This is a genomic window from Microcoleus sp. D2_18a_D3, from assembly GCF_036702455.1.
Taxonomy (GTDB): Bacteria; Cyanobacteriota; Cyanobacteriia; order Cyanobacteriales; family Microcoleaceae; genus Microcoleus.
In genome coordinates this window covers 58,622-83,659 of record NZ_JAUBTK010000025.1, presented here as the reverse complement: position 1 = coordinate 83,659, position 25,038 = coordinate 58,622, and the positions used below count along the sequence as shown (strand labels likewise).

At 45.7% G+C, this 25,038-nt stretch carries 21 protein-coding genes; 9 read left to right on the top strand and 12 right to left on the bottom strand.

What is annotated here, in order from left to right:
• Window positions 1–567: 567 nt before the first annotated feature.
• Together QUB06_RS14330 and QUB06_RS14325 are read right to left on the bottom strand one after the other, a co-directional pair.
• Entirely contained in the window at window positions 568–957 is a 390-nt protein-coding gene (locus QUB06_RS14330) for a hypothetical protein (RefSeq protein WP_333435808.1), read from the bottom strand.
• Window positions 958–1,125: 168 nt separating this feature from the next.
• Window positions 1,126–1,308, bottom strand: a complete 183-nt coding sequence (locus QUB06_RS14325; protein WP_333371563.1) for a hypothetical protein — start codon at window positions 1,306–1,308, stop codon at window positions 1,126–1,128.
• Between the two features lie 284 nt (window positions 1,309–1,592).
• On the opposite strand from QUB06_RS14325, the gene QUB06_RS14320 reads away from it, so the two are divergent.
• The gene (locus QUB06_RS14320; RefSeq protein ID WP_333435807.1) at window positions 1,593–2,972 is read left to right on the top strand and encodes an ATP-binding protein; all 1,380 of its coding nucleotides are present in this window, start codon (window positions 1,593–1,595) and stop codon (window positions 2,970–2,972) included.
• Between the two features lie 74 nt (window positions 2,973–3,046).
• Here QUB06_RS14320 and QUB06_RS14315 read toward each other — a convergent pair whose 3' ends face one another.
• The 3 genes from QUB06_RS14315 to QUB06_RS14305 all read right to left on the bottom strand — a co-directional run bounded on the left by QUB06_RS14315 (window position 3,047) and on the right by QUB06_RS14305 (window position 8,522).
• On the bottom strand, window positions 3,047–3,694 hold the full coding sequence (locus QUB06_RS14315) for a Uma2 family endonuclease (RefSeq protein WP_333435806.1): 648 nt from the start codon (window positions 3,692–3,694) through the stop codon (window positions 3,047–3,049).
• A gap of 92 nt (window positions 3,695–3,786) precedes the next feature.
• The gene (locus QUB06_RS14310; RefSeq protein WP_333435805.1) at window positions 3,787–4,362 is read right to left on the bottom strand and encodes a Uma2 family endonuclease; all 576 of its coding nucleotides are present in this window, start codon (window positions 4,360–4,362) and stop codon (window positions 3,787–3,789) included.
• A 164-nt stretch (window positions 4,363–4,526) separates the two neighbouring features.
• Complete coding sequence (locus QUB06_RS14305; RefSeq protein WP_333435804.1) at window positions 4,527–8,522, bottom strand: magnesium chelatase subunit H; 3,996 nt, start codon at window positions 8,520–8,522, stop codon at window positions 4,527–4,529.
• A 535-nt stretch (window positions 8,523–9,057) separates the two neighbouring features.
• Between QUB06_RS14305 and QUB06_RS14300 the strand changes: the two genes are divergently transcribed.
• The 3 genes from QUB06_RS14300 to QUB06_RS14290 all read left to right on the top strand — a co-directional run bounded on the left by QUB06_RS14300 (window position 9,058) and on the right by QUB06_RS14290 (window position 12,969).
• A complete protein-coding gene (locus QUB06_RS14300; RefSeq protein ID WP_333435803.1) occupies window positions 9,058–10,047 on the top strand; it encodes a calcium-binding protein in 990 nt (329 codons plus the stop codon).
• A gap of 145 nt (window positions 10,048–10,192) precedes the next feature.
• Window positions 10,193–11,188: a calcium-binding protein gene (locus QUB06_RS14295; protein WP_333435802.1), complete on the top strand. Its 996-nt coding sequence runs from the start codon at window positions 10,193–10,195 to the stop codon at window positions 11,186–11,188.
• A gap of 209 nt (window positions 11,189–11,397) precedes the next feature.
• Window positions 11,398–12,969: a hypothetical protein gene (locus QUB06_RS14290; RefSeq protein WP_333435801.1), complete on the top strand. Its 1,572-nt coding sequence runs from the start codon at window positions 11,398–11,400 to the stop codon at window positions 12,967–12,969.
• Between the two features lie 220 nt (window positions 12,970–13,189).
• Here QUB06_RS14290 and QUB06_RS14285 read toward each other — a convergent pair whose 3' ends face one another.
• Entirely contained in the window at window positions 13,190–13,666 is a 477-nt protein-coding gene (locus tag QUB06_RS14285; RefSeq protein ID WP_333435800.1) for an ankyrin repeat domain-containing protein, read from the bottom strand.
• A gap of 36 nt (window positions 13,667–13,702) precedes the next feature.
• Between QUB06_RS14285 and QUB06_RS14280 the strand changes: the two genes are divergently transcribed.
• Window positions 13,703–14,983 carry a lipid-A-disaccharide synthase gene (locus QUB06_RS14280; protein WP_333435799.1) on the top strand — a complete coding sequence of 427 codons (1,281 nt, stop codon included), beginning with the start codon at window positions 13,703–13,705 and terminating at the stop codon, window positions 14,981–14,983.
• A 132-nt stretch (window positions 14,984–15,115) separates the two neighbouring features.
• On the opposite strand, the gene QUB06_RS14275 is transcribed toward QUB06_RS14280, so the two are convergent.
• The 3 genes from QUB06_RS14275 to QUB06_RS14265 are packed head-to-tail and all read right to left on the bottom strand — an operon-like array spanning window position 15,116 to window position 16,475.
• The gene (locus QUB06_RS14275) at window positions 15,116–15,268 is read right to left on the bottom strand and encodes a YqaE/Pmp3 family membrane protein (RefSeq protein WP_333435809.1); all 153 of its coding nucleotides are present in this window, start codon (window positions 15,266–15,268) and stop codon (window positions 15,116–15,118) included.
• A gap of 57 nt (window positions 15,269–15,325) precedes the next feature.
• On the bottom strand, window positions 15,326–16,270 hold the full coding sequence (locus QUB06_RS14270) for a fused MFS/spermidine synthase (RefSeq protein ID WP_333435798.1): 945 nt from the start codon (window positions 16,268–16,270) through the stop codon (window positions 15,326–15,328).
• Window positions 16,260–16,475, bottom strand: coding sequence for a hypothetical protein (locus QUB06_RS14265; RefSeq protein ID WP_333435797.1), 216 nt, complete (start codon window positions 16,473–16,475; stop codon window positions 16,260–16,262). Before QUB06_RS14265 ends, QUB06_RS14270 begins: the two co-directional genes overlap by 11 nt.
• A gap of 409 nt (window positions 16,476–16,884) precedes the next feature.
• Here QUB06_RS14265 and QUB06_RS14260 point away from each other — a divergent pair, with 409 nt between their 5' ends.
• Together QUB06_RS14260 and priA are read left to right on the top strand one after the other, a co-directional pair.
• Window positions 16,885–17,955, top strand: a complete 1,071-nt coding sequence (locus tag QUB06_RS14260) for an ATP-binding protein (RefSeq protein ID WP_333435796.1) — start codon at window positions 16,885–16,887, stop codon at window positions 17,953–17,955.
• A gap of 79 nt (window positions 17,956–18,034) precedes the next feature.
• Window positions 18,035–20,596, top strand: a complete 2,562-nt coding sequence (gene priA, locus QUB06_RS14255; RefSeq protein WP_333435795.1) for a primosomal protein N' — start codon at window positions 18,035–18,037, stop codon at window positions 20,594–20,596.
• Between the two features lie 220 nt (window positions 20,597–20,816).
• Here priA and QUB06_RS14250 read toward each other — a convergent pair whose 3' ends face one another.
• The 3 genes from QUB06_RS14250 to gltD form a co-directional block, all read right to left on the bottom strand.
• Window positions 20,817–21,359 carry an Imm30 family immunity protein gene (locus tag QUB06_RS14250; RefSeq protein WP_333172018.1) on the bottom strand — a complete coding sequence of 181 codons (543 nt, stop codon included), beginning with the start codon at window positions 21,357–21,359 and terminating at the stop codon, window positions 20,817–20,819.
• Window positions 21,360–21,361: 2 nt separating this feature from the next.
• Complete coding sequence (locus tag QUB06_RS14245; RefSeq protein ID WP_333435794.1) at window positions 21,362–21,760, bottom strand: hypothetical protein; 399 nt, start codon at window positions 21,758–21,760, stop codon at window positions 21,362–21,364.
• 108 nt (window positions 21,761–21,868) lie between these two features.
• Window positions 21,869–23,353 (bottom strand): glutamate synthase small subunit, encoded by a 1,485-nt coding sequence (gene gltD, locus QUB06_RS14240; protein WP_333280643.1) that lies wholly within the window; start codon window positions 23,351–23,353, stop codon window positions 21,869–21,871.
• 74 nt (window positions 23,354–23,427) lie between these two features.
• Between gltD and QUB06_RS14235 the strand changes: the two genes are divergently transcribed.
• Window positions 23,428–23,727, top strand: coding sequence for a hypothetical protein (locus tag QUB06_RS14235; protein WP_333435793.1), 300 nt, complete (start codon window positions 23,428–23,430; stop codon window positions 23,725–23,727).
• 144 nt (window positions 23,728–23,871) lie between these two features.
• Window positions 23,872–24,903, top strand: a complete 1,032-nt coding sequence (locus QUB06_RS14230) for a sulfate/molybdate ABC transporter ATP-binding protein (RefSeq protein ID WP_333435792.1) — start codon at window positions 23,872–23,874, stop codon at window positions 24,901–24,903.
• The last annotated feature ends 135 nt before the right edge of the window (window positions 24,904–25,038 follow it).

The following is a 25,038-nucleotide window of genomic DNA, read 5'->3' as shown; positions in this document are numbered from 1 at the left end:
AGATAGTCTAGATGGAAGCTCATAATGGTAAATGTATTAGTATGTACATTTTACACCATAAACTCAGGAGAGCCGTCTTGAGTTCCGGCTGCGAGTGGGTAAATATCCGATACTTTTTGTAGAAGATACGGATAACCAGGTATATGTTGTGACTCAGATTGGTTCTCGCGGTGATGTCTATAAATAAGGGCGATCGCACTTAGGGGAAGATAAGGGCGATCGCACTTCGGGAAGATAAGGGCGAGCGCTGATTATTAAGTAAAAACTGCTGGAATTAGCTTAATTCCCTTCTGAAAAGCTACATAAACTCTGTGTCTTCCACTATAAACTTCGTAAGGAGGTTTACCCTTATGCAGGGCTATAGGATCTGTCTTGGAGTGGAGTAGACTTGAGATAGAGTCAGGAGAATTTTCTATTGACTTTATTTTTCCCTCATTGAGTTCGCTTCTATTAGGAACTCGAATATCTGACATTTGTACAGGTCTAGTTTCCATGTTTTTTTTCCATATCTTACTAATTTTTAATTCCTTTGCTAGGCATCTAATTAGCTAGACACTCTATATATTTCTAAAATTCTTCTTCATATTTTCCCTTGCTCACTGCATTTTTTTGTGAAATATAATTGTCCATCGCCACTTTAATTTGCTTGCACTTTTCCCGCATCCTATCTTCAGTAAAAGCTAGACGATTGAGATCCATTTCGCCCATACTTTTTGCTGTGATACCCCTAGTTAACTCTTTAAAGCTTAGACGAGCAGAGCTAGATTTGTTTGTCAATGTAAGAAGTACCTGTTGATCTTGTTGAGACGACTCCCAATGAAAAATGTTTGCGCTCATCAAACCCATTTTTTGGGCAAGTTTTTCCTCTTCTTCAGTCAAAATCAATTGGATATAAGATTCGTAGTAAGTTCCGCCAAAAAAACCTTTTTTCTCTTGACGATCTATGGATAATTTCATACTGACATCCTCCCAAATTACTTATGTAGTTACTAGCAAATAATAAATTTAGGCAATTAACAGGACTTTTTCCTTTTTTCAGGGAACCAATCGCGCCTTATTAATCCCTCTCCCATCCTTCCCACTACCCCATAGTAGATTAGAAGAAGCGATCGCAACTTTTCTCAATCAATCCTTCAATTTTTTAAGCGTAGTTGCGTAGTAGTCAGCTTTACGCAAAGCCTCACCCTTTGAGTCGGCTTTACCAGCAGACTCACTGCCAACATATACTTCGCCAGTACCTTTGTCCCAATAAACATAGTATGTAGAACCGGATGGCGTTTTAACTTCACCAATTTTATCTTTAGCCATTGTTGACTCCTAGTCAGGTATAATCTACATAATGTGCGAAATTCTAAGTCGTGTAATTCGGAACTGTCGGGACTTACCCCAGACACCCCGCAAATGCCAGAAATATTGACAAGCCCGGTTGTAGCACGATCGACTTCAGTGCAGCCAACCTCTACTCCAAAAATCATACAATGACCCCATTGCGCCATCGCCCACCCACTCACTTTAGAAAATGTTATATTTTGTTATCTAAAAAGTTATAAAAAATAAGTTATAATCAGTAAAAATTACCCCAGACGCGATCTATGGAGCTTAACGAAGTCTTAAGATTTGCCGATGAAAAAGTTTTTTCTAAAACAGGGAAGCACTTAGACGACCTACAAGAAGCTATTTTAAAAGAAGTGATCCAAGGTCGAAAATATGCCACCAAAATAGCGCAAGACCGTGATTGTAGTGAAGGTTATGTTAGAGTGGCTGCATCTGAATTATGGAAGATACTATCAGATGTCTTCGGCGAAGAAGTTAGCAAAGTAAATGTTAGAGCGATACTGGAAAGGTCAAAATTTTACACTAATTTTTCACCAACTATTGGAAGCGAGAATGTAACAGTTAATAATAACCTCAATGTTTGTCAAGAAAGGGCGAGAAGTCCAACAAAACCCCAAAACCCTCAACAAACTCCTAAACAACTCCACATTGACTTAGGCGACGCACCCGAAATCTTCACCTTTTTCGATCGCACTTCCGAACTCTCCACCCTCGAAAACTGGATAACACAGGAACATACTCGCTTAATCGCACTCCTGGGAATCAGCGGAATCGGCAAAACAACCCTCTCCCTAAGCCTGATCGATCGCATCAAAACCCAATTCGATTACGTCATCTATCGCAGCCTCCGCTTTTCCCCAACCCTCGATGCAACCCTCACCAACCTGGTGCAAATCTTTTCCCAACAATCAGAAACTCCCCAAAGCATCGAAACCAAAATTTCCCAAATCCTCGATTACCTGCGAAAAAACCGATGTTTGATTGTCCTCGATGACGTGCAGATGCTTTTGGGCAGCGGACAAATCGCAGGACAATATAAAACTGGATATGAAGATTATCAGTTATTTTTTAAACTAATTGCCGAAGTTTCTCATCAAAGTTGTTTAATATTGAATAGTTGGGAAAAACCCAGAGAAATTGCCAGATTATCAAAAGATAATCATCCCGTGCGATGTTTTGTATTGGGAAGTTTAGGAGTAGCAGCTAAAGAGATTTTGAACTCACAAAAGTTATCCGATCAGGAAACATGGGAAACATTGATTGATATTTATCAAGGAAATCCCCTGTGGTTGGAGTTCACTGCAACGCTGATTCAAGAGTTGTTTGGGGGGAGAGTTTCTGAGTTTTTGCAGTGTGAGATGCCGATTTTAGATGAAGGGTTGCAATCTCAGTTATCTAAACCTTTTGGCCGTTTGACTCCGGCAGAGTTGGCAGTCATGACTCACCTGGCTAATCAACCTGAACCCGTTGCTGTGTCGCAAATTTTCAACAAAATACCATTTTCGCCGTCAGAAATAGTCAATGCAGTGCGATCGATCGCAAATCGCTTTTTATTGGATACGCAGGAACAGGAACAGATAACTTTGTTTAGTTTAAATCCCGTGCTGAAACAGTATGTAAAAACTCAGTATTCTTAGTCCGCCTACGCGGACTAAGTTTGTGTAGAAGCGGTTTCAACCGCCGACTGATAAAGGGGGTAACAAACCCAGATTTAATGTAAGTGCGATCGCACCCACTCTCTAAACTCTCTAATTCTGGCATTCTCTCCCTTTTCTGAGTCTAAGTGCATAAACTGTGCGAGTTCTTTGACAGGAAACGAGCCAAATGCCAAACTGGTTTCCGATTCGACATAACCCGTATCATTTAAAATATTAATTATTAGTTTCCCCTTCTTCCAAACCCAAACCTCCGGCACTTTAAGTTCCGCATAAACCGCCATTTTATGGATAGATGAGCTAGTCAAATCAATTTCCACAGCTAAGTCTGGCGGCGGGTCATTTTTGAGGTCGATAGTTAACTTTCCCCGCATTAAAGCTTCATTTTGGATATAAAAACATTCATCAGCTTCGTTGCCCGCTTTTTTCGGTTCCGAACGCCAAGTAGATGATTTTAATCCGATAATTTCAATCCCAATTTCCTCAGAAAGGGCTACAATTAATCGTCCGAGAGTCCAGCTATACCTCTCATGTTCTGGTAAAGGTACCATTAGTTCTAAAGTCCCTTGGTAGTAAGTCATGCGCGGCGTTGAACGTTCCGCAAATATTTCTAACAAGTGTTCGTAGGTTTCCCAACTGATATCATGTAAAACCAGGTGAGAACCTGCAAGCTCTTCTTTACTGTACGCCAGGGTTGGAACCATTGCAAATACTCCACGAGAACTTTAACTCTATTTTACTCTATTGAACATTGGACACGTGCGATTCCCTGCGGGATAGCTTCGCTTCACGCACTTTACCAGATTGATTCAAGATTCAAAATAAATCCGGGAAGAACATCTTCACCTGATACAGCGGCTGGAGATTCTAGCACTTCCACTTCTTGATTCTGACGGTAAATTTCTACTTGTCGCGACTTGCGATTAATTAACCAACCTAAAACAGCACCGTTATCTCGATATTCTTTCATCTTATCCTGAGTTTCTTTCAAACTATCGCTGGGAGACATTAACTCGACGACAAAATCAGGACAAAGGGGGGGGAATTTCTTTTGTTGTTCGCGGGTTAGTCCATCCCAGCGTTCTAATTTTACCCAAGAAGCGTCAGGAGAGCGATCGGCCCCATTGGGAAGTTTGAATCCGGTTGAGGAATCAAACACTTTACCCAATTTATGTGACTCATTCCAAATCCAAATCTGTGCTGTTAATCCTGCATTGCTGTTTCCAGTTTCTCCTCCTGCTGGTGACATGATAATTAATTCTCCTTTCGCTGTGCGTTCCAATCTAATATTTTCATTCTCCTGACAGAGTTGAAAAAACTGATCGTCTGTTAGCTTAATAATTGGATTGAGGTTGAGGGTGAGGGTAGTCATAGCGGTATTTTATCGTGGCTAAACGACCTTTATTAACGATGGTAACATATCAAGTCAGTCTTGAGGGCGATCGCTTCCTACTCATCAAAACCCTCCCAAAAATATAAGGACACAGCAATGCTGTGTCCCTACAGATTAAAGGCTATCGTCCGAAATTCGGAGGTTTATTCTACCCCCTCAATCCGGTCTTCCACCTCCTGATACAACTCACGCAGACGATCCAAATTGTTCTCCGAAGTTTCCCAATAACCCCGGCCATTCACCTCAAGCAAAGTGCTGACAATCTTGCGGAACGAATGAGGATTTAAGTTAAGCAAACGCTTCTGCATCTCCTCATCTTGGATAAACGTAGTGTTGACATCCTCATACACCCAATTATCCACAGCGCCCGCCGTCGCACTCCATCCAGTTGTATTCACCAGACGCTTAGAAATCTCCCGCACGCCTTCATAACCGTGCGACAACATCCCCTCGTACCACTTCGGATTCAGCAGCTTAGTCCGCGAATCTAAACGCACGGTTTCTGATAGCGTCCGCACCTGCGCGTTGGCTGTGGTTGTATCAGCAACAAAGGATGTTGGTTTTTTCCCATCTGCGCGCAAACTGCCGATCAACTTAGTCGGGTCGGAGTCGAAATAGTGCGACACGTCGGTTAGGGAAATCTCGGCAGAATCCAAGTTTTGGAATGTCACTTCCGCAGTTTTCAAGGATGATTCAAAAATCTGCCGATCTTGTTCCATTGTTCCCGGATTGTCGGAAGAAAAGGCGAAGGATTTGCGAGTTAAGTACATTTCCTGCAACTCGGCTTCGCTTTCCCAAGTGCTGTTTTCCACCGCCAAGTTGACGTTAGATGAATAGGAACCAGAGGCATTGGAAAATACGCGGGTTGCTGCTTGCCGCAGGTTAATTCCCATTTCTTCCGCTTGCTTCAGGGCGTGTTTGCGGACGAAGTTCATCTCTAACGGTTCGTCGGCTTCTGCTGCCATTTTCACGGCTTTATCTAACAAATTCATTTGGTTGATGAACAAGTCGCGGAATACGCCGGAACAGTTAATTACTACGTCGACCCGAGGGCGTCCCAACTCTTCTAAAGAAAGCAATTCGAGTTTGTTTACCCGGCCCAATGCGTCGGGAACTGGCTTCACTCCCACCATCCACATTACTTGGGCGAGGGATTCGCCGTAAGTCTTGATGTTGTCGGTTCCCCACAACACAACGGCGATCGTCTCTGGGTAATTTCCGCCGTTATCAACGCGCTGTCTTTCTAACAGCCGATCGACTACAACCTTAGCAGACTTCACCGCCCCCGTTGTAGGGATTGACTGCGGGTCCAAAGCGTGCATATTCTTGCCAGTCGGCAAAACATCCGGGTTGCGAATCGGATCGCCACCGGGGCCAGGCAGAACATACTCGCCTTCTAACGCGCGCAACAAAGCGCCTAATTCGTTGTCGGCACAAACTTGCTGCAAGCAGAATTCCAGATACTCAAACAGCGGTTTAATCGGTTCTGGATCGATTTTTTTGTAACCTGCGGCGTGCAAGGCTTCAACCCAAGGTGTTTTCTTGCCCATGTTGAAGAAATTCAACTTAGAAACAAGGGAAACTCGGCCCTCAGCGTCGGTTTGTTCCTTCACCAAAGCGCCAACGGCATCCCGACAGGCCAAGGTGATGTTTTGCAGCAATTCGACATCACTTAAAATGCCTTTGTCGCTGTTAGTGTAAATTTCGCCGATATCGCGTCCGAGACTGTTAGCAATAATCCGTGGCAAGCTGATCAGCCCGTCTTCTTCGCGGTCTAAATTGGCGATATTTACCAAAGTTGCGATCGCCTCTTCAGCAGTCGGCGGCTTACCGATAACGTGCAAACCGCAAGGTAACAACCGCGACTCAATCTCCATCAACTTGCGGTAAACCAAGCCAACTAAATTGTCCCGTTCCTCCGAAGTCATTCCCGCAGCAACCCCTCTTTCTTGTTCGGGAGGTAGGGCGATATCTTTGTCCAAATTCACCAAACGGCATTTTTCGACGATCGCATCCACAATCGGCACACCGCGCCCAGTCTCTTTCAAAGTTTGATAAGAAGCAATTAACTCGCTGAGTTCCTGCAAACCTTTGTACAAACCAGCATTTTCAGCCGGAGGAGTCAGATAGCTGATTGTTTCAGCATAACTGCGGCGCTTGGCAATTGTTGCCTCGCTGGGATTGTTGGCGGCGTAATAATAGAGGTTAGGAATTTTGCCGATCAAACTGTCGGGATAACAATCCCCAGACATTCCCATCTGCTTACCGGGCATGAATTCTAGGGAACCGTGAGTGCCAAAGTGCAGCACCGCATCCGCACCCCAAATGCGCTCCAAATATGTATAGTAAGCAGCAAAACCGTGGTGCGGGCTGGCAGAACGAGAGAATAACAACCGCATCGGATCGCCTTCGTATCCAAAAGTAGGTTGCACTCCGATAAACACATTGCCGAAATGTTTGCCGAAAATCAGCAAATTTTGTCCGTCGCTGTTCAAATGTCCCGGAGGCGGGCCCCAATTTTCTTGCAAGCGTTCCGAGTAAGGAGTGAATTCTTCGTATTCAGCTACCGACATCCGGTAAGCAACATTTAATTCCGGACTTTGGTATTGGGCTGTTGCGTCGTGGATGACTTCTTGCATCAGTTTTTCGGCGGACTCCGGCAATTCTGGCAAGTCGTAACCGTTGCCTTTTAAGGCTTTCAATACTTGGTAAATCGAGCCGAAAACGTCCAAATAAGCGGCTGTTCCGACGTTGCCTTTGTCCGGCGGGAAACTGAAAACTGTGATCGCAACTTTTTTATCTAATTTTGGTTTGCGGCGCAGCATTGCCCATTTCATGGCGCGCTGGGAAATTGCTTCGATCCGGTCTTGTAGGGCGATCGCCTTGCCAGTTGCGCCATCTCTTCCCGACAAAATAATCGGTTCGATCGCGCCATCCAACTCAGGAATGGCAATTTGCAAAGCAACTTGAATCGGGTGCAAGCCTAAATCGCTATTTTCCCACTCTTCCGTCGTTTGGAAAACCAGCGGCAAAGCCACCATGTAAGGGCAGTTTAGCTTTTTCAAAGTCTCGATCGCCTTCGGGTGATCTTGTTTCGCCGGGCCGCCCACCAGCGCAAAACCAGTCAGAGAAACCACCGCATCAACTATCGGCAGCGGTGCCACACCTTTGGTCCCAACTTCCAAGAAAAAAGTTTCGACTGGTTTCGAGAAGTCCAAACCGCCGGCAAAAATCGGCACCACCCGCGCCCCCATTGCCTCCAATTCCTGCACCATTGCTACATAGTGCGCGTCATCTCCGGTGACTAAGTGAGTCCGCTGCAACACCAAGCCGATGCAAGGTGCGAGGGGGTCTTTGAGGTCTGCCGAAATATCTTTGCGGGCGTTGTACCAGGTGAGATATCCTTTTACATCCTCAAACATCGACGGTGCCAAGGGATGCCAAATTCCCATATCCGGGTAGACAACGGGCTCTTGGAAAGTTAGCTGTTCTTGGCCTTTGAATACATATTTATGTGACAGCATCAGCAAGAAGTTTTCCAAGTTTTCTTGGGAACCGCCCAGCCAATACTGGAAACTCAGCATGAAGTTGCGCGCATCTTGGGCTTTGTCGATGGGCAAATATTTCAGCACTTTCGGCAAAGTTTGCAGCAGTTTCAGCATTCCGTCTTGGAAGGAACTCCCGGATTTTTCCTTCCGTTTTTTCATGAATTCGCCGATCGCACTTTTGCTTTGTCCCAATTGTGCCATCGAGAAACTGCCCATTTTATTGAGGCGCATCACCCCCGGCATCGACGGGAAGACGACGGCGACATCCAAGCTGTCGCGCAGCGGTTCCACCGCCGCTACCACTTTTTCGGCCAAATCTTCGATGAAAATTAGAGAAGCAATAAATACATTGGCATCCGCCACATCCCGCTTGAAGGCCTCGTAATTTTCCGGGCTGCGGAGTTCCTCGATCAGGTAGCCGCTGATTTCTATTGCCAAATTCGGATTTTTCTTGTTTATCGATCGAACCGCTGCCGACAGGGCGCTTTGATACTGCGGTTCTAGTACGACATAGACCACCTTCATGAGCGATCGCCCCTGCAAGTTTTCCGGCACGACGTGGCGAATGGTGGGCTTGACGTGAGTGAACATCCGGTTAGGCTCCTTTAAGATGCTGTTTTCGCGAATCGGGAATTTTTTTATCCCATAAGCATTTTTACCAGAAAATGCTTGCCATTAGGCGATTTGAGCCTGCACATGACACAATTCGACAAATTTAGGTCAAATTTTCGTTACATTTTTTTATAAATTCCTTGAGCAAATACTCCAGTTTTTATTTACAAAGATTTACTTGACATAAGGCTATTTGTATGTAACTAAGTAATAACAGGGAGAAAAATAATTAAAAATTAACCAACGATTGAGAAAGAAATCCTGAAAAAAGTTCCAAGTTTTGTAGAAGTGATCAAACTTGCGATCGCTCAATTAACTGAGGGGAAAAAGGCATAATTTCTGAAAGCAGAATGTAGCTTTCGGATAAGTGCTGAGTCACAAAGATTGACATTTTACCAGGAATTTAAAACCATTTCATAACGTCTGTTTTGTCTAAATTCCTGATTGGCGATCGAGTTCATGGAAAGCTAAGTGCTATGGACTATCAAGCTCATCAAAACATTAGGGGGAAAACATGGCTAACTACGCAGTTTTCGACGAACAATTTTACCTTGCCTCATATCCTTGGATCAAACCAGCCATTGATGCCGGAGTCATCAAATCAGGACTAGAACACTTTCAAAAATTCGGTCAAGCCAGCGGTCTAACCAAAGTATCGCGTTATTTTGACGAAAATACTTACCTTACTGTCAACACAGACCTCAGACCGTTCGTCCGCACTATCAATCCAAACGCGCCGTTTGCGAGTGGGCTCGATCACTTGATTCAGTTCGGTTATGAAGAAGGACAGCGCCGCAGCGCAGTATCGCCTGAGTACAGCGAAGATTTTTATTTAGCAAATAACTCAGAGTTGCGATCGTTTGTCGGCCCCAATGCACCTTTCAAATCGGGATACCAGCATTTCATTCAATTCGGCTCAAAAGAAGGTCGTTTTGGAACTTCATTTTTTGAACCGGAATACTTAAGAGAAAACCCCGACATTGTGCCGTTTATAAACTCTGGAGCCCTGAGAACTGGTCGGGATCACTACTTCAATTTCGGGAAAAATGAGCCAAGCCGCGACGCAACTTTTGTTGGTAGCCGCAGCACCGATATTCTCACTGGTGTTGGTGTGGGGAATACCGAACTGATTGGAGTGGAAGTAGGTATCGATCCCAGGGGCAACCGGCAGTATGAAAGCTTTGGCACCAATGAATTCGATGTCCTGATTGGCAGTCCGGGAGCTGATACATTCGTACTGGGAGTTCCTGCTACAGCCGGGAATGTCACCCCGACACCGCTGTATTTGGGTAACGGTCAAGCTACGATTCGTAACTTCAACATAGAAAGCGATTTTATCCAACTGCAAGGAAATTCTTTAAACGACGGCTACAGCCTGACTCCGGTTGGCAACAATTTGTCAATCCAGCGTTTTGGAGATCCGCTCGGCGTGATTGAAGGAGGAGCAACCTTGGGTTTAACTTTCCAAGAAACTAACGGTAACGGTACTTTCTTGATTGGATAGTCATTGGTCATTAGTCATTAGTCATTAGTCATTAGTCATTAGTCATTAGTCATTAGTCATTAGCTAATGACTAATGATTTTTTATAGGTGGTGGGCGATGGTTCTATAAAAAAGATCGCACTTTACATTCTTTAAACAGGTAACTATGAATTACGATATCTTCGACGAACAATACTACCTTTCGCAATATCCGTGGCTGAAACCAGCCATTGATGCAGGCATCATCCAATCTGGAAGAGAACACTTTGAAAAATACGGTCAAGCCAGCGGCCTCACAAAAATATCGCGGTACTTTGACGAAGAAACTTACCTTGAGGGAAATCCAGAGCTTAAACCCTTTGTCCGCACAGTCAACCCAAACGCGCCTTTTGCTTCAGGCTTAGATCACTTTATCCAATATGGTTACGAAGAAGGTCGCACGCGAGTATCGCCTGACTACGACGAAGCATTTTACTTAAAAAGATATCCCGTACTGGCTCCGTTTGTAGAGAACGGAACTTTTAAATCAGGATTTGAGCACTTTGTCAAATTCGGATCGAAAGAAGGTCTTTATGCGAACACCTTTTTTGAAGAACAATACTTGCTAGACAACCCGCCTGTAGCAGCAGCAGTTAAGGCGGGAGATTTTCAAACGGGCGGAGAACACTACCGAAAATTCGGGCAATTTGAGTCCGTTCGTCCCTCTGCGACTTTTTTCGGAACTTCCGGCAATGATATCCTTACTGGTTTCGGGGTGGGAAATGTTGAATTAATTGGAGTTGAATTAGGTGTAGATATTAACGGCAACCGACAGTATAAAAGTCAGGGCAGCGATGAATTCGATACTCTCATTGGCGGTAGCGGTAGCGATACATTCGTGTTGGGTCGTACATTCCTAACTACGACAAATAGAGGGCAATTGTTGAGCGTCGATCAAGGGTTATACCAGGGGCAAGGTTGGGCTACAATTCAGAATTTTACCAAAGGTCAAGATCGCATTCAGTTAACATTTGGCTATCAATACAGTATATTTCCGATCAACAATAATCGAGATTTAGCAATCCAAGTCAGTTCTGACACGATCGCTGTAATTGAAGGCGGTGGAAATCTGAGCTTGAATCGATTGCCAGTATTTGGTGAATTGAGAACTTTATTCGGCTAGAAATATCGAAGCGATTAATTAGTCGGTGTTGATTTTGTTTGTGGCGATCGCACATTCACAAAAAGGGCGATCGCACTGTTTTGTTTGCCATAAAAAAAATACTAAAACAGGCTTAACAATAATTAACTTGACATACTGAGTTAGTAGAGTTATGTATAGTCGGTCAAGTTTAATGGACAAGTAAGCAGACTAAGCTTGGAGCGATAATTATGACAAATTATGACATTTTTGACGAACCATACTACCTGGCGCAATATCCTTGGGTGAAACCGGCTATTGATGCAGGAATTATCAAATCCGGCAGAGAACACTTTGAAAAATTCGGTCAAGCCGGCGGCCTCACCCAAGTATCGCGGTACTTTGACGAAGAAACCTATCTATCTAAAAATCCAGATATTGCTCCCCTGGTTCGTAGCGCCAACAATCCAAACGCGCCTTTTGCCTCTGGTTTAGACCACTTTATCCAGTTTGGTTACGATGAAGGCCGCACCCAAGTATCACCTGACTACGACGAAGCATTTTATTTAAAACGATACCCCGTACTTGTGCCGTTTGTACAGAACGGCACTTTTAAATCGGGTTTGGAACACTTTATCAAATTCGGAGCCAAAGAAGGTCTTTATGCGAACACCTTTTTTGAACCCGAATACTTGCTGAAAAACCCCGATGTAGCAGCAGCAGTCAAGGCGGGAGTTTTCAAAACAGGTGGGGAACACTACCGAAAATTTGGACAATTTGAGCCAGCGCGATCGGCTACATTTGTCGGGACTAAAGACACTGACATTGTAACGGGATTTGGTGTAGGAAAAGTTGAAATCACTGGCGTTGAAGTATCTTTAGATGCAGCGGGAAATAGAGTTTATGAAAAAAGTTTACCCCCTCGTAACGATCGCGATACGCTCATTGGCGGTCAAGGTAGTGATACTTTCGTTCTCGGTGTGAAGGATAATCAATTCTACCTCTCGTATATCGTCGCCAGTGGCGCAGCTACGATTAAAAACTTTGACCCGCAAGCCGATAAGATCCGCGTAGCGGGAACGCGAGGCGAATACAATTATCAGTTTAACGCTTCTGGAAATTTTCAGATTGAGGGACTACCAAGCTCTAGGATTGTCCCAGTCGTTGCTGAAGTCGAGGGTGTTGCGAATATGCCGTTTCTAGAAAATCGGGAACCTGATTTCTTGATTTTCGATCGAGTTTCTGTATTGGATAACTTTTGGGAAGCTGGATATTTAGCAAAATATCCCGATGTTGATGCGGCTGTTCAAGCAGGAAGTTTTGCTTCAGGTCTCGATCAGTATACAAAAGTTGGGCAATTTGAAACAAATCGCTCTGCAACTTTTGTCGGGACTTCTGGGAATGATGTTGTGACTGCTTTTGGCAAGGGAAAATCGACAATTATTGGAGTTGACTTTGCTGGCCGTTATTTGAGCTACGGTAGCAACGAATTTGATACCTTGATTGGCAGCGAAGGTGCTGATACTTTTATTTTGGCTTATGACAATAGTCAGCTTTCGGCTTTTAGCTTCCGCCGCACAACTCAAGATTTGTATTTAGGCCCGGGGGAGGCTCTCATTCGCGGCTTCAACCCCAGTCAGGGAGATGCACTCCAGCTATCAGGCCAACTCAGTAACTATCAAATATCTCCAGTGGGTGCAGATTTAGTAATCTCAACAGCAGGAGATAGAATTGCCATTCTTGAGGGAGGTGCGGACTTAAATTTGAAACAACTAACATTTCCTCCATCTGGCATTGATAGGTTTACTTTTTTGCTGGGCTAGAAACCAGGTTGATGAAATTTTAACGGGACTTACGCACAGAGTCTCATAAACCGGGTTTAATCAGAAACCCGGTTTTTAGAATCAACGCAGTTTCTGAATTTAGGATTTAGGCATGGGGTAGTCAGAAACCGGGTTTTATTACGAAAATCCTTCGTTATAGTCCACAGACTAGGTAAAAAACCCGGTTTCTCTGGCATTAATGCGTAATTCCTGTGAATAATTAAGCCCGATCGCGCGCTAGCTTCAAAACCTCAACCACATCTTTGTGACCCTCAGAAGACGCCCAAATTAACGCAGTCCAAGTATTATTATCATACGCTTTGATATCAGCTCCTTTATCGATTAAAACTTCCACAACTTGAGTGCGCCCGCTACCTGCTGCACTCATCAAAGCCGTCAAACCAAAATTAGTTTTAGCATTCACATCCGCCCCCGCCTCCAGCAAAAGCTGTACAATCTCCGTATGTCCGGCAGCAGCGGCACTCATTAACGGCGTCCACCCGTCATTATCCTGACTGTTGACATCCGCACCAGCCCCCAGCAATTTGTTGACGATCGCCGAATTGCCAGCCTCAGCCGCAGCCGTCAAAGCCGTCGTACCTTCTTCATCTTTGGCATTGATATCTGCACGCTGTTCGATCGCACTTTCTACAGCCGCAACATCACCCGTCTTGACGGCATTAATTAAATCTGTCATAAAATCTCCCTTGCATCCTTTCAAATCTTAAATCCTATGGCAGTAGATATTTTAATCCTCTCCAACGGCCCCGGAGAATTGGCAACTTGGGTGCGTCCCGCCGTGCAAGCTTTGCGCGAGCAATTGGGGAACGCGGGCACTCAAGCGCGCATCTCTGTGGTGCTGTCCCCCTGTCCGCACGCCACGGGGAAAGAAGCGCAAATCGCATCTTCCTACCCAGAAGTTGACAGAGTGCAAGCACCGGAGCATTTTTTTCCATTCTTATTGTCGGGCAAAACTGCTGAAAATTGGGATTGGTATGAAACAGGAGTTGTTTTGTTTTTAGGCGGCGATCAATTTTTTACGGTTGTTATTGGCAAAAGGCTAAAATATCGCACTGTTATTTATGCTGAATGGGACGCGCGGTGGTATCGCTGGATTGACAAATTTGCGGCGATGAAACCAGAAGTTTTTGCTAAAATTCCCCAAAAATATGCTAATAAATTTACAGTTGTCGGAGATTTGATCGCCGAAGTAGGGAACGGGAAATCGGACAGGGCGGACACGGGGGCACCGCCCCTACGGAAAATAGAATTAATTGGATTGTTGCCCGGTTCTAAAGCCGCCAAATTAGCTTTAGGTGTACCGTTATGTTTGTCGATCGCCCAATCCATCCACCGCCTCCGCCCTGATACTCGCTTTGTAATTCCCGTTGCTCCTACCATAGATGTGCAAACTCTAGCACGTTTTGCCGACCCTGAACAAAATCCTTGCCTGCATTTATTTGAGAACGCCAGCGCCGAACTTCATTTAACGGAACCGCCGTTTTTGCAGACAGCAAATAACTTGCAAGTAGAACTTTGGACGCAGACGCCCGCCTACGATTTGCTATCAGAATGCAGCCTGTGTTTAACTACTGTGGGAGCCAATACTGCCGAATTGGGTTCGTTAGCTGTACCGATGATTGTTTTGATTCCGACGCAGCAATTGGATGCGATGAAAGCTTGGGACGGTTTGCCGGGATTGCTGGCAAATTTGCCGTTAGTCGGTTCAGCTTTTGCGACTGCGATTAATTGGCTAATCTGGCAATTGGGAAAGGGAAAGCTTTATGCTTGGCCGAATATTTGGGCACAGGAGGAGATTGTGCCGGAGTTAATTGGGAAGCTGGAACCGGAAGTAATAGCTCAATTGGCGATCGACTATTTGAGCCATCCTGATAAATTAGCACAAATGGGCGATCGTTTGCGTGCGGTTCGAGGAGAATCCGGGGCGGCGAAAAAAATTGCTGAATTGGTTTGTGAAGAAATTGAGGTGCAATCTAATTGTCATAAGAATTAGATTTTTTTATTTTTAACCGCAGAGGAACGCGGATGAACGCAGATTTAATCCAGATTAATTGGTGAAAACAGGCAAAAGAAAGTTTATTTCCTCTTGCCTGTTTATTATCCAAAAACTGGATTTGCCCTCAAGTTAAGCTCGATCGTGCTTAGCAATCACCCAAACAGCGTGGATTGTACCCGGAAACAAGAAAAAACAGCTTAGAACCAGGTTGATCCAAAAATCTCTGCCGATGCCGACCGTCATAAATACGCCCAGAGGGGCAACAAAAATTGCAGCGACTATGCGACTTAAATTGCTCCTCTCAGTTATTCCAAACGAGTTTTCTCTTTCAATTTAACTTCACTGACTGACAGAGCCTTTCCCGAAAAACTTAGGCGGTGCTGCCATAGTGTAAACTTCGGTTTCAGCGGCGATTACCTGCCGCAAGTGACCGGGAACTTGCATCAACCCCAACAGTGTAATTCCGTCGAACATCCGCAACCCGCCAGTTGTTTTCTCGGCGAGTAATTTGTCAGTAGCTTCGGGTTCGGGCCGCGTATTAATTTCTTGATTAGAAGCTACCGCAAAACCCCAAGGAGCTCCATAAGTAGAAATAAAGCTGGTGCAGGATTGAACATTGGAGAAAACAGATTTCAGGGTATTTACAATGCGAGCGTGCATTTTCATTTCTGCCGGAGAAACGGGGCCCGCTTGCACTACGAAATATCCGTTAGGTGACATTACGCTGCGAACTTTCTCAAAATACTCCTTGGTAAACAACTGGAAAGATGGGCCTTCTTCAATGGGATCGGACAAGTCAGAAATGACAATATCCCAATCTTTGTCTGTGTTGTCTAAATAGTCCAAAGCATCGCCGATTACTACTTCGCAGCGGGGGTCGTCAAAGGCATTTTGGTGCATTTCTGGGAGGTGTTCGCGGCAAGCTTCTACTACTTCGCCGTCAATGTCGATCATCACGACTTTTTCAACTGTTTTCCAGCGCAGCACTTCTCTAATTGTAGCTCCTTCTCCGCCGCCGAGAACGAGGACTTTTTTGGGTGAACCGTGACAAATCATGGCTGGGTGTACCAGGGGTTCGTGGTACAGAAACTCGTCGCCTGTACAAGATTGCCATTTGCCGTCGAGAACTAAGCCTTTGCCGTAAGTACCGGTCTGAACTACGTACATTTCTTGATAGGCTGTTTTCTTGTAAGCGAGCACCGCGATGATGCCGTGAACGTAAATATCCCAAGGGGTAATGTACTCGCTCATCCAAAAGTCTGCACGAACTTCGCTACCTGACATCAATTACTCTCCAAATATAAACTGCTGTGTCGATGTTGTCACAAGTAGTAGTTATTAGCACAAAATGGTGCGGGTGTGTGAGTACGATCGACACATTGCAGTGAGATTTCGGAGGAATGGTATAGTGTGATTGCGTTCTGGGATAGAGCAAGTGCCTTGGTACTTGAGATTGGTTGTGGGCGATCGCGCGCCCAGTCGAGATCACTTTTCCCGTCGCCCCCGGTCGAGATCACTCACATTTTATATTTTCGCTTGGCATCGGCGGCTGGTTTGGTACAAATGCGGTCTAAATCGGGAAATTTTTCGCGCTGGGCCCGCCTTTATCAGTTTGCGATCGGCCTGCTTATTTATCAACAATCGGATGAAAACCCCGCAAATGCGAGAGGGCGGAATAAAAGTAGCGATCTGTTTTAACCAGATTTGTTATTAATATGTTGACATTTTGAATGTATATTAGATAAGATTTTTAGATCGAGCCAAATAAAGGAAGTGTTTAAATTTTCGGACAAAATTGGCTAGGCGATGTGCGCCGAGATTCTAACTAGGTAAAGGGTGCAACTAAATTTTCTAATAAAACTGTTATAACACTATTTTTAGGTTCAAAATAATAGCCGATGGAAGCAAAAGACTGTGAAAAAAGAATCAAAGAGCTGGAAAATGAAAATCGAATTCTGCGGGAAAAACTTGAAAGTTCGGAAACCGAACGCAGCCAATTACAAGCCATTAATCAAAAAACAGAATCTTTGCTAAAAACACTCGCTGACAAATTTAAAGATTCCGAAAATATTTTAAAAGCAAGAATCTCTACGCTAGAAAAAGCTTTGGAAAACCAGCAAACGACCCAGATCAAATTGATCGAAGCCGAAAAAATGTCGGCTTTGGGCATTTTGGTAGCTGGTATTGCCCACGAAATCAACAATCCAGTCAACTTCATTTACGGCAATATTACCTATGTCAATGACTACGCGGGCGACCTTTTAAAATTGCTAGCAATGTACCAGGATAGGTATCCCGAAACAGATGCAGAGATTGAAGCTTTTCTGGAAAAAATTGACATCGACTTTTTGCGCGAAGATTTGTTGAAAACTCTTTCCTCAATGAAAGTTGGCTCCGAGCGCATCCGCGAAATAGTCCTGACTTTACGCAACTTTGCGCGGGTAGATGAAGGTGAAAAGAAACCCGTTAACATTCACGAAGGAATTGACAGCACCTTGTTAATTTTGCAGCACTTAACTAAAGAAAAACCCGGTCATTCTGCTATTAATTTTATTAAAAACTATGGAGATTTGCCCAAGGTAGAGTGTTATGCTGGACAATTAAATCAGGTGTTTATGAACATCATTAATAATGCGGTTGATGCCCTGCGGGATCGAGAGCTAAAGTCTTCACGGGAGGAGATAGAAGCAAACCCTATCCAGATGACAATTACTACTTCTATTATTTCCGAAAATTGGGTCAAAATTAGCATCAAAGATAACGGTATGGGAATGAATGAATCTGTAAAATCGAAAATTTTCGATCCGTTTTTCACCACCAAACAAGTTGGTCACGGGACGGGTTTGGGATTGTCAATTAGCTATCAGATTGTTGTGGACAAACACGGCGGGAGGTTGGAGTGCATATCCGCAATTGGAGAAGGGACTGAATTCGCGATCGAGATTCCGATCGCCAATTCCCGCAGCTAAGATCGATCGATCGAGCTAAACTGAGGGATAATGAAAACTCCCTTTGACCGCGGCTCCTCCTAGTTTGATGTGCAACCCTATGTCTACTGTCACTTTTGGTTTGTCAACCCCTATAGCGGCAGAGGCCGGGGCATCCTACGGCAGCAGCGAACCGCCACAGCGCCCCACCGTGCGGGCAGAGTGGATCGAGGTATTGGTGGACTCTCCTTTCAGGGTTGCGGGGGACTCCCCAGGGGAGGAAAATAAGTTATTTACCTATCGTTTACCTGCGGAACTTACCGTGCAACCAGGGGATATTTTAAGTGTACCCTTTGGCAGTCAACAGGTAGGCGCGATCGCGATTCGGTTCATTTCTCAACTGCCGCCAGACTTAGATCCGGCGCGGGTTAAAGATGTCGAAGATGTTGTCAGTACGGGATTTTTCCCACCGACTTACTGGGAATTACTCGAACGCACTGCGACCTATTATTGCACACCTTTAATTCAAGTAATTAGAGCCTCCCTGCCGCCCGGTTTGTTAAGCCGTTCCGTGCGCCGAATTCGCTTAATTAAAGACGCAATTTCTCCGAATGCCGAAACATTTCTCAATCCCGCCGCGAGTCAAATTTTGCAATTGCTGCAAGCTCAAAAAAACGGCGATTACACTTGGCAATACCTCCAGCGACAAGTTAAGGGAAGTTATCGGGGCTTGAAAGATTTATTGAAACGCGGTTGGGTAGAAAGTTATTTAGAACCTCCCAATCCTCCCAAACCACAACTTAAACCGGCAGTGACATTAATTGCTAGTGCATTTGTCACAGATTTAACGAAGCGGCAACAAGAAGTATTGGAAGTTTTGCGGCGCGGCGGCGGTGAAATGTGGATGAACGATTTGCTGAGAATTTGCAGTGCGAGTTCTTCGGTTGTAAAAGCTTTGGAGCAAAAAGGTAGCGTTGTAATTGACCAAAGGGAAGTTCTCAGGGGCGATCGCGGAATTTCTCAATTGCCAGATGCACCAAAAACTTTAACTCATTTTCAAGCTCAAGCTTTAGCGTTTATTAACTCTTTTGCGGGATTCCGTCAAGTGCTGCTGCACGGAGTTACAGGTTCCGGGAAAACCGAAGTGTATTTGCAGGCGATCGCCCCCATCTTAGCCAGCGGCAAATCCGCCCTCGTACTCGTTCCCGAAATCGGCCTCACACCGCAACTTACCGATCGATTCCGCGCCCGTTTTGGCGAGCAAATTTGCGTGTACCACAGCGCCCTATCCGACGGCGAACGTTACGATACATGGCGTCAGATGCTGACTGGAACCCCGCAAATTGTCATCGGCACGCGATCGGCCATTTTTGCGCCTTTACCTCACCTCGGCTTAATTATCCTCGATGAAGAACACGACAGCAGCTTCAAACAAGACCAACCAGCCCCCTGTTACCACGCCCGCACCGTTGCCAAATGGCGCGCCGAATTAGAAAATTGTCCCTTAATTTTAGGTTCCGCAACGCCAGCATTAGAGACTTTTGTCGGGACGCGCCGAGATTATTACTCGTTACCAAATATCCATTATTTATCATTGCCCGATCGCATTTATTCGCGCCCGATGCCGCCTGTGGAAATAGTCGATATGCGCCAAGAATTGCGGCAAGGAAACCGCTCAATTTTCAGTGCTTCCCTGCAAAACGCGCTGGAACAATTGCAAGCAAGACAACAGCAAGGTATCCTGTTTATTCACAGAAGAGGACACAGTACCTTTGTCTCTTGTCGGAGTTGCGGCTATGTGATGGAATGCCCGAACTGCGATGTTTCCCTGTCTTATCACCACGTCGGCGAAGGAACCGCAGAAATATTGCGATGTCACTACTGCAACCACACGGAACGACACCCCCAAAACTGCCCGGAATGCAGTTCTCCTTACTTCAAAAACTTTGGCAGCGGCACTCAGCGAGTCGAACAGGAATTAACGAGATTGTTTCCCGAATTGCGGGCAATTCGGTTTGACAGCGATACGACTAGAAATAAAGGCGATCACCGCCGATTGTTAACGCAATTTGCTAATGGGGAAGCTGACATTTTGTTGGGTACGCAAATGCTGACGAAAGGGTTAGATTTAGCGGGAGTCACCTTGGTGGGAGTTGTGTCTGCTGATGGGTTGCTGAACTTATCGGATTATCGGGCCAGCGAACGAGCTTTTCAAACATTAACTCAAGTCGCGGGTCGTGCAGGCAGAGGCAACGATCCGGGGAGGGTAATTATTCAAACTTACACTCCCGAACACCGGGTAATTCAAGCAGTTAGGCGGCACGAATATGCAGATTTTGTGGAAACAGAATTAGCAGAAAGAGCGGCCCTGAATTATCCACCTTCGGGGCGGCTGATTTTGTTGCGGTTGAGCAGTGTAGATGCGGCGGAAGTTGCGGTGACGGCGGTACAATTGGCGTCTGTTTGTCAGGAGTATATTGAGCGATTGTCTGTACCGGGGTGTGAGTTGTTGGGGCCTGCACCTGCGGCGATTATGCGGCTAGCAAATCGCTATCGGTGGCAGATTTTGCTGAAGTTGCCTTTGGATGAGTCGGTGGATGTGTCGGATTTGATCGGGTTGCGCGATCGCACGCCGCGTTCTGTTAGTTTAACTATTGATGTCGATCCGTTGAATTTTGGTTAAAAAATTTGATGGGCTGTGTTGTAATTTAGTTAGTAGGAAAAAATAGAATACCCATATCCCCGACTTCTTTAATAAGTCGGGGATATAACAGCGAGAGCGTTTTACGTTTACAGTCCTGGACGCACTTACTCTATATGTAGGGTGCTTATGGGAGCACTTTTCCGCTATGGGTAGTGTGTAAAGCCAATTTTTGCGTAAGTCCTGGTTTAATTAGAGTGACCTACTTATCTTTAGCGACTCCTGCTACTGCTAGCAAATCAGAAAGGTCTTGGAATTCTGGTTTGACTAAGCCTAATTGCTCCCGCAAATAGACAATTAATTGATTCGGAGGAATTTCTTTAAGATATTGTTCTAAAAGGTCAGCTAATTCTTTTGGTAGCTCAATAGTTTGTTTCATCAGTGAGCTTTGGCTGTCAACAGCAGACAAAATATCTTGATAACAAGCACGCGCAGACTCATCATTTAGGATGCGATCGTGGATAATTTTCGTCCATTCCGGTGCGGAAACGATTAATTGCGGAACCGCATTAATAAATGCTTGAAGTTGCTTTTTTACGTCAAAAGACTCTAGAAAATGGATGAGACTAAACATGACTTCCGGGTGCTGACATTTGTCATCTAAGACTAGATGCAGTTCTCGCAGATTTTCTATTGGTGAGTTTTTGGCAAGTTCGGCTAGAGCATTCTCAAATGCAGCGACTTCCTCATCGGAACGCATCAATCTATTAGTTTCTAAAACGTTAATTAATGAATTATGGCTCATTCTCAAACCCTCCATTTATCGAAAACACCTTGCCACGCTAACTTGTTTTGCTGAATGACTTGCTGTAAATTCCGCTTAATTTCTGCGGTGTAAAGTCCTTGACAGCGATAAATCGATCGCACATCCCAAACTTCACGAGCGAGAGCCTGTCTTGGTAATATATTTAAGTTAGGGGATTGTCCATAGGATAGCGTTTCTCTGTGACGACCGCCCATTCCTGGTGACAAATGCTCCATCATCATTGCTATCCCTTTGTTTCTGGTGTAAGCAGGCACTTTTGCTTCCATAAACGCATTTGATGGTATGTGATGTGGCGTCAGGTTATCGCCTCTACATCCTGTTTTGAGTAATTCACTATAAGTACCGACAGCACCCTCACCCGAAAGTAATGAATTTGGCATAATTGGGGTTAATTCTGTAATAAGTTCGTAGTAAGGACTTTAGTCCTTAAATCCGAGTTTGAAAGGACTGAAGTCCTTACTACAAACCAATGCGTCAAGCCGGTTGCTTTAAGGCAAATCAGTGCTCCCCATCAGATAAAGGTCGCACTCCCGGGCCACGCCGCGCCCTTCATTAATCGCCCAAACCACCAAACTTTGTCCGCGGCGACAGTCCCCTGCCGCGAAAACTCCAGGAATGCTGGTTGTATATTTTTCGTGCTCGGCTTTCACATTGCTGCGGGCGTCGCGTTCCAATCCCAGCGCATCCAGCAAGGGCTGTTCCGGGCCGAGGAAGCCCATCGCTAGCAAGACAAGCTGTGCCGGCAACACTTTTTCCGTGCCCGGGATGTGGTTCGGAATAAACTGGCCTTTCTCGTTTTTCGTCCACTCCACCTCAACGGTGTGCACAGCTTTGACATTGCCGTTTTCGTCGCCCTCGAACTTGGTCGCCGTGGTGAGATAGCCGCGCGGGTCGTCGCCGAATTTGGCTGCTGCTTCTTCTTGGCCGTAGTCGAGGCGGTAGACTTTCGGCCATTCCGGCCAGGGATTGTTGGCGGCGCGTTCGGAGGGCGGTTTGGGCAGGATTTCTAGCTGTACGAGGCTTTTGCAGCCGTGGCGGATGGAGGTGCCCACGCAGTCGGTGCCGGTGTCGCCGCCGCCGATGATCACGATATCTTTGCCTTCGGCGGAGATGAAGTTATCGTTGGTGCTCTTGTCTAAAACTGCTTTGGTGTTCGCAGTCAGGAAGTCCATTGCGAAGTGGATGCCTTTTAATTCCCGGCCGGGGATGCCCAAGTCGCGGGGTTTGGTGGCGCCGGTACAGAGCACAACGGAATCGTATTCTTTTAGCAGTTGTTCGGCTGGCAAGTCTTTGCCGACTTCGGTGTTGCAGACGAATGTCACGCCTTCGTCTTCGAGGACTTTGAGGCGGCGCATCACGACTTGTTCTTTGTCTAGCTTCATGTTGGGGATGCCATACATTAGCAGGCCGCCTGGTCGATCGGCTCTTTCGTATACTGTTACCCAATGACCGGCTTTGTTGAGTTGCGCGGCGGCGGACAAACCGGCAGGGCCAGAACCGATGACGGCGATTTTTTTGCCGGTGCGTTTGGCTGGCGGTTCGGCAGTAACCCAGCCTTCATCCCAGCCTTTATCGATAATTGCGGCTTCGATGTTTTTAATCGTCACCGGCGGGTTGTTGATGCCGAGCACGCAAGCGCCTTCGCAGGGTGCGGGACAGACGCGGCCGGTGAATTCGGGGAAGTTGTTCGTTTTGTGGAGTCTGTCTAGGGCTTCTTTCCAGAGTCCGCGATATACGAGGTCGTTCCATTCGGGGATGAGGTTGTTAATCGGGCAGCCGCTTGCCATGCCGCTGATAATTGTACCCGTGTGGCAAAACGGAATGCCGCAATCCATGCAGCGCGCGCCTTGGGTGCGGAGTTTGTCCTCCTCCATCGGTAGGTGAAATTCGTCCCAGTTGTGGACTCTCTCGACTGGTGAGAGTTCAGAGGGCAATTCGCGCAAGAATTCGATAAAGCCTGTTGGTTTTCCCATAGTGGTGTTCTGGTTAGAATTTACTATTCTGGTAGTTTGTCAAAGCTGAAGCCTGTATGCTTATGAACTAACTATTGTCATATAAATTGTGGGCGATCGCAGTTCAGATTGAGCAATTCCTACCTGAAATCTTCAATATCGCCGGGAGTCGGGGAATTGTCGGCTGCCGTAAAATATACAGCGACAGCAAAGAAACCGGGTTTTTTACGCGGATTAAAGGTTTTAAAGGTTTTGATGCAGTATTTTCGTCCATCAAACCCGGTTTCTGCATAATTTCAGCATTGCTTACTCTGGGACGATCGCACGCCACCGATAATCCCACATCTGGAAACGCTGACGGGTTAACTCGGACGGCCCGCCAGCGTCAACTTTGAAGCGCAGTCCCCATCAGGAGGGCATCGAAATAGAATACAAAAACTTACAGGTGTTGCAAAATATTATTTTAAAGATATACTACTGTAAATCGGTCAGATAAGCGGAGTTAGCTTGGGTAACTCCTAAAATAGGTAAATAAACTCATGAGTATTACAATTCAGAACGTATCGAAACACTTCGGCTCCTTCCACGCAATTGACAACGTGAATTTGGAAATTAAAAGGGGCTCTTTAGTCGCGCTGTTGGGGCCTTCCGGTTCCGGGAAATCGACTCTGCTGAGGATGATCGCGGGGCTAGAACCGCCGGACAGCGGTCAGATTTACCTGACCGGTGAAAATGCTACTCATCAGTCGGTGCAGGAACGGCATATCGGTTTTGTGTTTCAGCACTACGCTTTATTCAAACACATGAGTATTAGGAAAAATATTGCTTTTGCGATGGAAATTCGCAAAGTTCCTAAAGGCTCGATTAGCAGGCGGGTGGATGAACTTTTGGATTTAGTGCAGTTGACAGGCTTGGGCGATCGCTATCCTTCGCAACTTTCCGGCGGCCAGCGGCAGCGGGTTGCTTTGGCCAGAGCTCTAGCAGTTCAACCAAAAGTGCTGCTGCTAGACGAACCTTTTGGAGCATTAGATGCTAAAGTCCGCAAAGAATTGCGATCGTGGCTGCACAACCTTCACAAAGAAGTTAACATCACCACAGTTTTTGTGACTCACGACCAAGAAGAAGCTATGGAAGTAGCCGATGAAATTGTGGTAATGAACAAAGGTAGAGTCGAACAAGTTGGCACTCCTGCTGAAATTTACGACAAACCGGCATCAGCTTTTGTGATGAGTTTTATTGGGCCGGTCAATGTGCTGTCGAATGCTGCGGGTTTGTTCGCCAGCAACGCCACAACGGCTCGCAATAATGGAGCCGCTCATTCGGACGTAGTATTTTTGCGCCCCCACGACGTGGAAATTCAAACTAAGCCGGAGTCTGGTTTTTCATTAGCAAAAGTCAGTCGCATCATTCATTTAGGGCGGGAAATACAAACCGAGTTAGTGTTAGAATCCGAGCAGGTAGTAACAGCTTACGTGAGTCGCGAGCGCTTCGATTCTCTACAGTTAACGCGAGATCAGCAGGTTTACGTCAAGCCCAAACACGCAATGACTTTCCCTGCTTATTCAATTTAAATCAGCGGCTGCATCTTACGCAAAATACTATCGGGGCTCTACAAAACACTGCTCCCACATCGTTACCAGGCTCGTGCCTGGTAATGCTGTCTCGTGGCTCTAAATCGGAGGCAGAGCCTCCTGAAATTCATTCCC